General features: G+C 65.7%; 14 protein-coding genes and 1 tRNA gene. 7 read left to right on the top strand and 8 right to left on the bottom strand.

The features are described from left to right. Window positions 1-124: 124 nt before the first annotated feature. A complete protein-coding gene (gene rpsT / locus ASF89_RS08885; protein ID WP_055796955.1) occupies window positions 125-385 on the bottom strand; it encodes a 30S ribosomal protein S20 in 261 nt (86 codons plus the stop codon). A 244-nt stretch (window positions 386-629) separates the two neighbouring features. On the opposite strand from rpsT, the gene ASF89_RS08880 reads away from it, so the two are divergent. The 4 genes from ASF89_RS08880 (at window position 630) to hemW (ending at window position 5681) form a co-directional block, all read left to right on the top strand. After that, entirely contained in the window at window positions 630-1775 is a 1146-nt protein-coding gene (locus ASF89_RS08880) for a pyridoxal phosphate-dependent aminotransferase (protein ID WP_055813923.1), read from the top strand. A 66-nt stretch (window positions 1776-1841) separates the two neighbouring features. Continuing rightward, window positions 1842-3692 (top strand): translation elongation factor 4, encoded by a 1851-nt coding sequence (lepA, locus tag ASF89_RS08875; protein WP_055796961.1) that lies wholly within the window; start codon window positions 1842-1844, stop codon window positions 3690-3692. 4 nt (window positions 3693-3696) lie between these two features. Continuing rightward, complete coding sequence (locus ASF89_RS08870; protein WP_082489902.1) at window positions 3697-4452, top strand: DUF1990 family protein; 756 nt, start codon at window positions 3697-3699, stop codon at window positions 4450-4452. A 2-nt stretch (window positions 4453-4454) separates the two neighbouring features. Next, window positions 4455-5681, top strand: a complete 1227-nt coding sequence (gene hemW, locus ASF89_RS08865; RefSeq protein ID WP_055813920.1) for a radical SAM family heme chaperone HemW — start codon at window positions 4455-4457, stop codon at window positions 5679-5681. A gap of 266 nt (window positions 5682-5947) precedes the next feature. Here hemW and ASF89_RS08860 read toward each other — a convergent pair whose 3' ends face one another. Both ASF89_RS08860 and ASF89_RS08855 read right to left on the bottom strand, forming a co-directional pair. Beyond that, window positions 5948-6301, bottom strand: coding sequence for a hypothetical protein (locus ASF89_RS08860; protein ID WP_055813917.1), 354 nt, complete (start codon window positions 6299-6301; stop codon window positions 5948-5950). A 91-nt stretch (window positions 6302-6392) separates the two neighbouring features. Beyond that, window positions 6393-6620 (bottom strand): Lsr2 family protein, encoded by a 228-nt coding sequence (locus ASF89_RS08855; protein ID WP_055813914.1) that lies wholly within the window; start codon window positions 6618-6620, stop codon window positions 6393-6395. A 119-nt stretch (window positions 6621-6739) separates the two neighbouring features. Here ASF89_RS08855 and ASF89_RS08850 point away from each other — a divergent pair, with 119 nt between their 5' ends. The 3 genes from ASF89_RS08850 to ASF89_RS15700 all read left to right on the top strand — a co-directional run bounded on the left by ASF89_RS08850 (window position 6740) and on the right by ASF89_RS15700 (window position 9184). Next, entirely contained in the window at window positions 6740-7324 is a 585-nt protein-coding gene (locus ASF89_RS08850; protein WP_082489901.1) for a GntR family transcriptional regulator, read from the top strand. Window positions 7325-7420: 96 nt separating this feature from the next. Further along, a complete protein-coding gene (locus ASF89_RS15705) occupies window positions 7421-7858 on the top strand; it encodes a hypothetical protein (protein WP_156463359.1) in 438 nt (145 codons plus the stop codon). Between the two features lie 324 nt (window positions 7859-8182). After that, entirely contained in the window at window positions 8183-9184 is a 1002-nt protein-coding gene (locus ASF89_RS15700) for a hypothetical protein (protein ID WP_156463358.1), read from the top strand. A 23-nt stretch (window positions 9185-9207) separates the two neighbouring features. Here the strand turns inward: ASF89_RS15700 and ASF89_RS08835 are convergent. From ASF89_RS08835 to ASF89_RS08810, 5 genes are all read right to left on the bottom strand, one after another. After that, window positions 9208-9280: transfer RNA gene (locus ASF89_RS08835), tRNA-Arg, on the bottom strand. Window positions 9281-9348: 68 nt separating this feature from the next. Next, window positions 9349-9978, bottom strand: coding sequence for a hypothetical protein (locus ASF89_RS08830; RefSeq protein ID WP_055813901.1), 630 nt, complete (start codon window positions 9976-9978; stop codon window positions 9349-9351). Window positions 9979-10200: 222 nt separating this feature from the next. Then, window positions 10201-10389 (bottom strand): hypothetical protein, encoded by a 189-nt coding sequence (locus tag ASF89_RS08820; RefSeq protein WP_162240689.1) that lies wholly within the window; start codon window positions 10387-10389, stop codon window positions 10201-10203. 460 nt (window positions 10390-10849) lie between these two features. Beyond that, entirely contained in the window at window positions 10850-11647 is a 798-nt protein-coding gene (locus tag ASF89_RS08815; RefSeq protein WP_055813892.1) for a hypothetical protein, read from the bottom strand. A gap of 29 nt (window positions 11648-11676) precedes the next feature. Further along, window positions 11677-12159, bottom strand: a complete 483-nt coding sequence (locus tag ASF89_RS08810; RefSeq protein ID WP_055813889.1) for a hypothetical protein — start codon at window positions 12157-12159, stop codon at window positions 11677-11679. Between the last annotated feature and the right edge of the window lie 157 nt (window positions 12160-12316).

The raw sequence follows: 12316 nt of genomic DNA, 5'->3' as shown, positions 1-12316 counted from the left end.
GCCCGCCCTGAGCGATCCGCTCGGCGGCTGCGCCGAGATCGGCTCGCCGGCTGCGCTGGCCCGCCCGTCAGACGACGAAGGCCCCGTCTCGATCGAGACGGGGCCTTCGGACGGGTTCGGCGACTCAGAGAGCGCTGACCTGCTTCGCGATCGACGACTTGCGGTTCGCGGCCTGGTTCTGGTGGATGACGCCCTTGCTGGCGGCCTTGTCGAGCTTCTTCGAGGCGAGGAGGAGAGCCGAGGTGGCCTTGTCCTTGTCGCCGGCGGTGATCGCCTCGCGCGTGGCGCGGACGGCCGTCTTGAGCTCGCTCTTGACGGCGCGGTTGCGGTCCTGGGCCTTCTTGTTGGTGCCGATGCGCTTGATCTGCGACTTGATGTTTGCCACGTGAACTACTTTCTGGATTCTGTGTCTCGGACGATGTGCGCCAGCCGAGCGTCCGACCGACTCTCGTCGATCGACCCGGTGCTGCCGCCGGTGATGGCCACCGGAGCGGCTCTCGGCTGCGATCGCGTTCCGCCCGTGTCAGACGTAACGCGCAAGCCAACAGGCAACGTTACCAGCAGGCGGCCCGAGTCTCAACGAACGGACGTCGTGCGGCGCGCCGTGTCGTGCGTAGTACCGTGCCATCATGCCCCAGCTCGCCCCGCACATGACGACCGTGCCCGCCTCGGGGATCCGCCGGATCTTCGAGATCGCCGCCCAGCTCGACGACGTCGACATGCTCGTCATCGGCGAACCGGACGTCCCGGTCGCCCGCCACATCGGCGACGCGGCTCGTCGGGCGTGGTCCGACGACCGCACGAACTACACGGCGAACGGCGGCATCGCACCGCTCCGCGAGGCCCTCGTCGCCAAGCTCGCCCGCGAGAACGACCTGCACGTCGACGTCGAGCAGGTCTGGGTCACGATCGGCGGGACGCAGGCGCTGCACCAGACCATGGGGCTGTTGCTCGCGGCGGGCGACGAGGTGCTCGTGCCCGATCCCGGGTACACGACCTTCACGATGAACGCGCGCATGCTCGACGCGGTGCCGGTGCCGTACGTGCTCACGCCGGCCAACGGGTTCGAGCCCGACGTCGACGAGCTGGACCGCCTGGTCGGCGACCGGACGCGCGCGATCGTGGTCAACTCCCCGTCCAATCCGCTCGGCGTCGTGTACTCCGAGCAGACCCTCGCGCGCCTCCTCGACTTCGCCCGCCGTCACGACCTCTGGGTGATCAGCGACGAGGTCTACGAGTACTTCACCTACGGGTCGAAGCACGTCAGCATCGCGTCGCTCGATCACGACGACAGGGTCTTCAGCGTCTTCTCGCTGAGCAAGACGTACGCGATGACCGGAGTCCGCGTGGGCTACCTCGTGACGCCGAAGGGCCTCGCCGAGACGATGCGGACCGTCCAGGAGGCGCAGATCAGCTGCGTCGCCGAACCCGACCAGCACGCCGCCCTCGCCGCCGTCGTGGGTGACCATCAGCCGGTCGCGGATGCGCGCGAGCACTACCGGCGGAACCTCGACCTCGCCACGGCCCTGCTCGACGAGCGCGGAATCCATTACCTCGAGCCGACGGGAGCCTTCTACCTCTGGATCGACGTGTCGCACGCGTCGGGGGGCGACGTCGCGTCGTGGGCCGAGCGGCTGCTGCTCGCCGAGCGCGTGGCCGTCGCGCCCGGCAGCGCCTTCGGTCGCAGCGGCGAGGGGTGGATCCGCGTCTGCCTGGCCACCGAGCCCGAGATCCTCACCCGGGGCCTGTCGAAGCTGCCGGCGCCGACGGCCTGAACCCGGATCCCCGGCTCGCCGTGGGAGAATCGACGGAACCCCCGCCCAACACCCCCTGAGGATCGTGTGAGCCCCCTAGCATCCCGTGCACTGCAGCCGGCGTCGACGCCGCCCGAGTCGCTCCGCAACTTCTGCATCATCGCCCACATCGACCACGGCAAGTCGACCCTCGCCGACCGCATGCTGGGCATCACCGGCGTCGTGGAGGACCGGGCGATGCGCGCCCAGTACCTCGACCGCATGGACATCGAGCGCGAGCGCGGCATCACGATCAAGAGCCAGGCCGTGCGCATGCCGTGGGAGCGCGACGGGAAGACCTTCGCGCTCAACATGATCGACACCCCCGGTCACGTCGACTTCAGCTACGAGGTCAGCCGCTCGCTGGCGGCCTGCGAGGGCGCGATCCTCCTCGTCGACGCCGCGCAGGGCATCGAGGCCCAGACACTGGCGAACCTCTACCTGGCGCTCGAGAACGACCTCGAGATCATCCCCGTGCTCAACAAGATCGACCTGCCGGCCGCCGACCCCGAGAAGTACGCGGCCGAGCTGGCCGGTCTGATCGGCGGCGACCCCGACGACGTGCTCCGCGTGAGCGGCAAGACGGGCATGGGCGTCGAAGAGCTGCTCGACCGGGTCGTCGACCGCATCCCGTCGCCGAAGGGCGACTTCGACGCCTCGCCGCGCGCCATGATCTTCGACTCCGTGTACGACAGCTACCGCGGTGTCGTCACCTACATCCGGATGATCGACGGCACCCTGAACCCTCGCGAGAAGGTCCAGATGATGTCGACGAAGTCGACGCACGAGATCCTCGAGATCGGCGTCTCCTCGCCCGAGCCGACCCCCAGCCAGGGCCTCTCGGTCGGCGAGGTCGGGTACCTCATCACCGGCGTCAAAGACGTGCGGCTGTCGAAGGTGGGCGACACGGTCACGACGGCGGCGAAGCCCGCGACGGAGGCGCTGGCCGGCTACGTCGAGCCCCTCCCGATGGTCTACTCGGGTCTCTACCCGATCGACGGCAGCGACTACCCGGATCTCCGCGAGGCGCTCGACAAGCTGAAGCTGTCCGACGCCGCCCTGGTCTACGAGCCCGAGACGTCGGTCGCCCTCGGGTTCGGCTTCCGCTGCGGGTTCCTCGGGCTGCTGCACCTCGAGATCATCACCGAGCGTCTCGAGCGCGAGTTCGGTCTCGACCTGATCACGACGGCGCCCAGCGTCGTCTACGAGGTCACGACCGACGACAGGAAGACCGTGACGGTGACGAACCCGAGCGAGTTCCCGGGCGGCAAGATCGCCAGCGTCAGCGAGCCCATGGTCAAGGCCGCGATCCTGGCGCCGAAGGACTACGTGGGCGTCATCATGGAGCTCTGCCAGCAGCGGCGGGGCAACCTCCTCGGCATGGAGTACCTCGGCGAGGACCGCGTCGAGATCCGCTACTCCATCCCGCTCGGCGAGATCGTCTTCGACTTCTTCGACAGCCTGAAGTCGAAGACCGCCGGGTACGCGAGCCTCGACTACGAGCCGATCGGCGATCAGGAGGCCGACCTCGTCAAGGTCGACATTCTGCTGCAGGGCGAGACCGTCGACGCGTTCAGCGCGATCGTGCACCGCGACAAGGCCTACGCCTACGGCGTCCTGATGACGGGGCGCCTCCGCGAGCTGATCCCGCGTCAGCAGTTCGAGGTGCCCATCCAGGCCGCCATCGGCGCGCGCATCATCGCCCGCGAGAGCATCCGGGCCATGCGGAAGGACGTCCTGGCGAAGTGCTACGGCGGCGACATCTCGAGGAAGCGCAAGCTGCTCGAGAAGCAGAAGGAGGGCAAGAAGCGCATGAAGACCATCGGACGTGTCGAGGTGCCTCAGGAGGCCTTCATCGCCGCCCTGTCGGGCGACACGGAGAAGAAGGACAAGAAGTAGTCGCATGAGACGCGCGACGTACACCGAGACCCGCACGACGTACGGCGAGGTCGGAGCCACGCAGGCGCCCGACCTCATGCAGTACCCGCCGAGCGGATTCACCCCCGCCGAGTACCGCACGCGCGTCGGACACGGCGACGCCCGGTTCGAGGCGGCGTGGATCGCGACCATGACCTGGCAGATCCAGCGTCGCAGCGGCATCGAGGTGCGGGTCGACGACGTGCCGCCCCTCGAGGAGGGCCAGTACTCGCCGGTCACCTTCGACGAGAACGGCGCCCCGGTCGACGCCGCCCACTGGACCCGCTCCGCCGACGAGGCGCGCTTCGCACCCGACGGCACCCCGCTGCTGACGGCGGGCACCACCGCGACCCTCACCATCGAGGCCTACGGTCGCAAGGTCGAGGCTCCCGTGCGCGTCGTCTACGTGATCGACGAGCCCAAGCGCAAGGGCTTCGCCTACGGCACGCTCGACGGTCACCCCGAGAGCGGCGAGGAGTCCTGGATCGTCGACCAGACCGACGACGGCTCGGTCTGGCTGTCGATCCGGTCGTTCTCCCGCCCCTCGTCGCTCCGCTGGAAGCTCGTCGAGCCGTTCATGAAGCGCACGCAGGCCCTCTACACGCGACGCTATCTGCGCGCCCTGTCGATCGCCGAGCCCGGGCCCGAGCCCGAGACGGACCTCGACGCGGCGGCCATCACGGCGGCCGAGGCCCCGGAGACCGCTCCTGAAGACCCGACCCTGCGTCGGCTGGACGACTGAGGGTGCCGAGCACCCTCCCGCTCGGCGACCCGGCGCCCGTCGACGGCGCGCTTCCGTCGTCCGTGGTCGACGGAGCCGATCGGCGCGACTTCGGCGTCTACCTGCACGTCCCCTTCTGCCGGGTCCGCTGCGGGTACTGCGACTTCAACACGTACACGGGCGATGAGCTGCGCGGTGCCAAGCGAGACGACTACGCCGCGCAGGCCGTGGCCGAGGTGGCCCTCGCCGGCCGTGTCCTGGCCGAGGCCGGACTGCCGGCGAGGCCCGCGTCGACCGTCTTCTTCGGCGGCGGCACGCCCACGATGCTGCCGCAGACCGACCTGGCCGAGATGCTGCACGCCGTCGTCGGCACCTGGGGGCTCGTCGACGGCGCCGAGGTGACGACCGAGGCGAACCCCGACAGCGTCGACGCCGAGTACCTGCACGCCCTCAAGGCCTCCGGGTTCACCCGGGTCAGCTTCGGCATGCAGTCCGCGGTGCCGAGCGTGCTGGCGACCCTCGAGCGCACCCATGACCCCGAGCGCATCCCGCTCGTCGTCGAGTGGGCCCGTGAGGCGGGGCTCGACGTCAGCCTCGACCTGATCTACGGCACCCCCGGCGAGACCCTGGCCGACTGGGAGCGCTCGCTCGACGTCGCGCTCGCGCAACAGCCCGACCACCTGTCGGCCTACGCCCTCATCGTCGAGGACGGCACGAAGCTCGCTCGGCAGATCCGGCGGGGCGAGGTGGCGACGCCCGACGACGATCTCGCCGCCGACATGTACGAGCTCGCCGACGACCGCCTCGCCGCCGCCGGGTACGACTGGTACGAGGTGAGCAACTGGTCTCGGGGCGCCGAGCACCGCTCGCGTCACAACCTCGCCTACTGGCAGGGGCACGACTGGTGGGGCGTCGGACCGGGGGCGCACAGCCACGTCGGGGGAGTCCGCTGGTGGAACGTCAAGCACCCGGCGGCCTACCAGCAGCGCATGACGGCCGAGCAGTCGCCCGGCGCCGGCCGTGAGACCCTCGACGACGAGACCCGCCGCGTCGAGCGCGTGCTGCTCGGGGTGCGCATCCGCCAGGGGCTCCCCGTGGCCGAGCTCGACGACGAGGGACGTCAGGCCGTCGCCGGTCTCATCGCCGACGGCTGGGTCGAGGGTCGCCCCGCCCTCCAGGGGCGTGTCGTGCTGACCCGCGAGGGCCGGCTCATGGCCGACGCGGTCGTCCGCCGCCTCCTGCCCTCGTAGCACCGGCCCCGGCGCTCCCGCGAGCCGGACGGACGTCGAAGGGCGCGCCTCCTTCTCAGGAGGCGCGCCCTCGATCCGTCGCCGGGCCTCAGTTCTTGATGAACTCGAAGGTCAGCGGGTACTTGTAGAAACCGCGCCCCAGCATTGCAGGTTCTTGCTGAAGTAGATAAAGCCTGGTCAGCGGGCAATGCAAGTGTTGTCTGTACTAGTCGAAGTCGGGTGAGAATCGTTGCTCGTGCGGACTCGCCGCGGACTAAGCGACATAGCTAGTCCAGGGTGCCGAACCCGTCGTCGTAGCCCCTCATCTCGTTCTCTTCGAAGAACGGGTCAGGCTCGAAGGGTGTCGGGCTGACCCGTAACGCGAGGCGACTTTCGATGTACATGACAGCAGCGGTGTTGTCTGGCTCGGGAAGCGTGCTGGTCGTCGACTCGGAGATCAGCGGAACGCCTGCGGAGAGGAACAAGGTGGCTCGCACCTCGTCGCCGTCGGCACCGATGGCGTTGAGTTCGATTGTGTCGGCGGTGCGACCCTGCCCAAGCATGGCGGCGTAGTCCATCACGGCGTCGGCTGTGCTGTCGCCGACGAGAAAGTTCTTGTCCGCGAAGGTGATGTGTTTCATCCACTCAGTACAGCAGGACGAAGTCTTCCGTGCTGAGGGCTTGACGTCGGCCACCTGCCCGCATAGTTAGCGCCTAGCCCTGGCCAGTCGACTAAGTGGCCCTCGTCTTCCGCTGCTTCAAGGCCAGCCCGCCGGACAAACGACGCCCAGCGCTCAGGTAGGGAGCAAGAGCGGCCCGCAGTTCGTCGATATGAGCGTCAGTCAGATCGATTTCGTAGGTCGTGCCATTGACCTCGAACAGGACGGTGCGACCCAGCCCGCCAGGGATGACAGACCCGTCGAGGTCATCGATGAGTTGAGTGATGGTCCGTCGTGACATAGAGCAATTCTCTCCCTAGTTGCGAGGCCGCAGAACCTCATTGACCAGAAAGAAGACCGCTCCCTCCTCGCCTGCCTCAGGGTTGACATATCAGACACATACACGCGTATCATGCAGGCATGCCTGTCCCCGCACCTGAAACGACCACTGGCCCTCGACGCCTCCTCCGCGATGTGGTCTTCGACAAGCTCCTCGCTGCAATCGTCGACGGGACGCTCGAGCCAGGTGAACGGCTCAACGACGACGAGCTATGCAAGTGGCTCGGGGTCTCGCGCACACCCGTCAGAGAGGCGATCGCGCAACTGAACACGTACGGCCTCGTTGAGATCGAGGCGAACCGCTACACGCGCGTCGCTGCCCGTGATGACGCCGTGCACGCGGAGGCTGCCCAGTTCCTGGCTGGCCTGCATACCCTCGCGCGCGAGTGGGGCACTCACAACCTTGACGCTGCCACGCGTGAGCGTCTCAGCAAATCACTTGACACGGCTCGTAAGCAGTTAGTCGCGCGAGACCTCGAAGGACCGGGGTCGTTCCTTGACGTGCAAGGCGAACTAGCCAGGGCATCCGGCAATGCTCTTCTCTTCGGCACCGAAGAACCGCTGCGTATACGCGTCAACTTCCTCCGCCCCCGCGAGACGGACGCCTACGACTGGGAGGCACTTGTTGTCGCGGCGAACGAACTTTCGGCGATCCTCAAGAGCTAGTGATCGGGCAGCCTCCGGTAGCCCCCTATCTTTGGGGTCATGTCGGCACTCTCTCGGCTTCTAAGCTGCTCAGCGCGTACATCACAGGGGGCAAAAATGGAGAGACGCGCGTGGAGCACCGTTGCCGCGGTATTGGTCATGGGAAGCCTTGCAGGCTGCGCAAGCAACACGAACGACGCAGCCGGCACGCCGAGTCCCACCTCATCAGCGGAGGCCGACTCAAACCGGCAAGCCTGCATCGACTTCGGGAACACATCCCTTGAGTTGGGAACCCTCATCACCGAGGGATCCGATGACATGGGTCAGGCAGCGTGGCGTTCTCGACTTGACGTGGTGCCTGATCGTTTCGACAAGGCGTACGTGCAAGCAGATGGGCAGATCGCCGATCGGATGAACGAGACCATCGAGAACCTGCCGGACAACCTAGGTTCACTAGCCCTGGAAGCAGACGACTACTCGTCTGACATCCGCCGCGTTTACAACGCGTGTGACGCAGAAGGCCACCCTGTGGACAACTTCGCCACGCTCGAATGAACCTGGCCTCTGGCCTGCATAGCCCACGTGAGATAGGGACTGCCGTTCCTGCCACCTAGGCTCGTGACAGAACATGACCAACGCTAGACAGTTCCGCTCACGCCACCGGGGGATAAGTTGACATCCGCAGACGACATCCAAGCAGTCCGCGACCGCCCTCTCTGGTCTCGGGCGGAACTCCTTAGAAGCGCGGCAAAGGAAGCCTCAGGACGCACTGCGACCGACAGGCACACGCTGAGCAGGCTGGGCGCAACACTCACGTACCTACTGGGCTACAAGTCCATGGACGCCCATCTTTTTCCATCAGCGCCATATATGCAGTCCGTGTTTCAGACTCTCGAGGCTGCTGTTGTCCAGGCCGAATCGCAACTCGAGGGGTGGGATGCGGGAGCAGCCATGTCCGCGCAAACTGTTGCGCAGATAGATGCACAATGTGACCGTATCGTCGAGACTTTAAATAGTGCTCCGTGGCCCAGTTTGCAGAAAGAAAGTCGCGCTCAAGTGATTTCCGAGGCGGCTGTTGCCTTTCAGAACGCGACGGAAGCCTCCGTCGAGTTATTGTTGCAGGAAGTCCAGGCCGGTAGAGATGAGATTGAAGCGCTAGGTAAACGGCTTGAAGGACTCGAGACTGAGGCTTTTGCCCGCGGCGAACAAGCAGAGGCAGCCCTTAGGGAAATCGAGTCTGCACGTGAAACTAACATCGCGGCTGCCAAGTCAGCTTTGATGAAGGCGATGCAGGAACAAATGACGGCCTATAGCCAAATACGAGATCGCTTTGTAGGTCAATCGAAGACTCATCTCGACTCGCTTGCGGCCAATGCAAAACGTGGCGAAAAGCTAGTAAAACTCGTTGGGGACCAGGCGGTCGGTGAGGGTTACGCCCGATTCGCTGGTAAAGAGATGTGGGCACATCGGCTCTGGAACCTCGTAGGAGTTCTTGCGGGCATAGCCGTCGTTATCTACCTGGGGTGGGAGTTCAGAGAACTGAACCAAGTGACATTGCAGACAGCGATTGTTCGTGTGGCACTTTCTGTACCCGGCCTGGGAATTGCCGCGTATGCGTTCCAGCAGGCATCGAGACGTCATAAGCAGTCGGTGGAGGCCCGATATCGCGCGTTGGATCTCCTTGCCCTCGGACCGTTCACGAATGAGATGGACGCAGAGCAACAGACGATGCTTCGTGTCACGCTTGGCCAAAGGCTTTTTGCCTCAAATCAACAGGACGGGGACGGCAAGTCGGACGCCAAGCAGCAAGACTTGTCGCTTGCCCAAATTCAGGCCGTTGTTGATTTTCTCAAATCCGCGCAGGATCTCAGCAAGTCGTAGAGGCGGGGTCTTCCGGCCCGATGCCCCGATGGGTGGATTCGAACCACCGACTCGCAGGGCAGAAACCTGCTGCTCTATCCGCTGAGCTACACCGGGAGGGTGCCCCGGCCCGTGTGGGCCGGGGCACTGTTGTTGGACCTACGCCGGGGCGGTGGCGTGATGCGTCACACCGCTCGACCCTCTGTCAAATAGATCAACGGGTCTTGCGGGTTGAGGTCGACGGGGATCATCTCGCGCACGTCAGCACCTGGGGCGGCGATGTACTCGGTGAAGTCGTGATCGAGACTCCACGCTTCTTGCGGGTAGCCCTGTGCCTCCCAGAAGCGCGTATCCGGGAGGAGGACGTGGCGGGTGGTGATCTTGCCAAACACCCGGTACGGGTTTCGAGCGCGCCAGATGCCGAGATCCGGGGTGCGCACGACCTGGGTGACTCTGGCTGAACTATCGAACCAAGAGAACCGGCGTGAGGTCGCCCTGGGACTAATGCGCCACAGGTCGGGCATGGGCGATGGCTGCTCACTGTCGAGCCTCACCGTGACAGCCTCCTCGAGCTGCAACGGAGTGCGCTCGGTAAGTGTGACGGTCGCCTCGAAGTAACCCACGGCTGTGAACACCTCAAGCCAGCGCTCGATCGGCTGCCGATCTAGCGGGCCAACGTTTTCGCCTTCGTAAAGGCTCAGCCACTCCTCTACGACCATTCGTGCGCGCGTCTCTCGACTGCCGACCGCCCACCCGTGGAGGTCGGTTATGAAGTGTTCCCAAACGCCGGTTCGGATCTCCTGTGCCTGCAACATGTGCTTGTCCTGTCTAGATGTCTTCGGGGTAGAAATTGCCGTCTGGCAGCTTGAGTTCGTCGTCGCCGGGGAACGCGTCTAAGCCGTGTTCAGCGGCCCACTGCCGACGCGCTGCGGCCCAGTCGTACTTGCGCTCGATGTCGTCACGCCCCCACCACGCGTGCGGCTCAAAGGTTGTCAGGGTGCGGGGCGGTATCACCCGCTGCTCGGGCCGTCGGCGTCTCATGACTGCGGCCCGCGTACACCGGCCCGCTTCTGCGGGGTGTCATCGTCGTCGAGGGGGATCCGCATCGTCGCCATGACCTTTGCGAACGCCAGGGACTGCTGGCGGAACTCGACCACGGCGGGGTGAGTTTTCGGCCCTTGCGTCGTCTCGATGATGACGCTGCTGTCGTCGATGACGGCCTGCAACCTGTCGGTCGTGTCGAGCAGGCGGCACGCCTGTAGCAAAAGCGTCAATTCGTGCTGGGAGGGCTCAAACTCCTTCGTAACGCGGCTCCACAGCCGCTTACCGCCCTCTCGGAGGCTCTTTGGTGCCCTCGGGGGGCGCGTAGTAGACAAAATATCTGCTCGATTCGTAGGTAATCAGTGGGTGCGTGGTGCACAGGCTCGATGCATCCAGCTCGCGGGGGGAGACGACGCCTATCCCCGGAGGGGCTTGTGAGGTGTCTCGACGGGGACCCCGCCCACCCCTAGACGTTGGTCGACAGGCAACGGATTCATATATCAAGTCATTGTTGAGAGTCGATATATGAGTGCCAGCTTGGGTTGCGCGTGTCGACGGCGAGCAATGCCAGAGGTGTGACGGTCTGGAGGTACAGCAAAGGGGCACCCGACTAGGCGGATGCCCCTCGTGCTGCCGGTCGACTGCTTAGCGGTAGACGCCCATCGCGGCCTGACTGAGGCTGCGGTCGTAGTCGGCCTGCTGCTGGTACTCGGCTGCTTCCATGCGCTCGTTGCGCTCAGCGATCTGGTCGCTGGTTGCGAGCGAGACCGTGTGTCCGTTGTCGGTCGCGGTCCAGACGCTCATGCTCGAGCGGCTACCGGCCAGGAGTGCCTGGTTCTCGAGTCCGATCCGGGTCGTGCCAGGCTTCGGGTCGATGGTTGCCGTGATGCCGCGTACGTGGTTGGTACCAGCGCTGAGCACCATTCCCAGCCCCTGGTTGATCCGGGTCATCGTGGCGTTGCCCTCTCGCGCTGCGAGGTTGGCGCGTGCGACGTCGAGACCCGCACGGGCGATCTGGTCGGACGCGTCGAGCGTGTCGATGCCAGCGGCTTTGAAGACGGGGCGGGCATCCGCGACGGCCTGAGCTGCGCTGTCGAATCGGGGCTGGAACGCTGCGACGAGGGTGTCGCCCTCGGCCTGCACTGTCTCGACCAGGTTGGCGCTGGCGTGTTCCATTGCGCGGGCGTAGATGGGCTGACTGGCGATTGCGGTGAGCTTGGTGACGCGCTCAACCTCGGGGTCAGTGAGCGGGTCTTTGCCGTTCAGGACGGCCCTGTACACCGCGCCGGCGACGTCCTGCGTGGAGGTGTGCAGTTCGTCGAGCTGGTCGATGACCGCGACCGCGTTGTTCAGTGCGGTGATCGTGTCGGCGGGGACCTTGACGTCGAGATCGTCGGCGAGCGTGAACAGGTTGCGGATGAAGATGGGGAGGCTGCGGGACATGGGCGTCTGCTTTCGTCGGGAGTGTCGGGTTAGTTGTGGCGCGTGTAGGTGAGGTCGGGGTCACGACCGAACAGCCGGAGCGAGAAGTCGCGGAGGTTGCGGTCGGGTCCGCCCGTGCTGCGCGTCGACCCTTCGCGGGGTGCCACGTTGTCTGTGCGGCGCACGGCGGGGTGGTCGGTGGTGATCCCGCGCTGCTTGAGTGCGGCGGCGATCTGGTCGAGCTGGTCGGGGTCGGTGACGTGGGAGAGGTACAGGTCGCGGATGCCCTCGGACAGTCCGTGCTTGGCTGCGATCTCGTTCCTGACGGTCTGCTCCGGGGTCGGGGCGGGCTTCGGGGCCGTGGCTTCGACCTGCTGCTCCGGGGCGCTCTGCGTGTCGTACGCGGCACGCTCAGCGGCTTTGTCACGTCGGGCGCCCGTCTCGGAGTGTGCTGGTGCCGAGGATTCGCCGGCGAAGAATCCGCGCATGGCTGCGGCGGTCGTCGGGTCGATCTGGTTCTCGATGTTCGGCATTAGTTCCTGCCTTTCAGGCGGTAGGTGATGCTTTTGCCGGACCGCGCTGGTTGCGGTTCAGCGATGTGTAGGAGGTACTGCAAAACGGCATGAGCAACAGCCGGTTGCAGGTTGAGGGTCACCAACTGGTCAGACACCGCCGGGGCCGCGGAGGGAC

The organism is Frigoribacterium sp. Leaf172, from assembly GCF_001424285.1.
Classification (GTDB): domain Bacteria; phylum Actinomycetota; class Actinomycetes; order Actinomycetales; family Microbacteriaceae; genus Frigoribacterium.
Note: the sequence above shows the minus strand (reverse complement) of the source record. Positions and strands in the feature narration are given on the sequence as shown.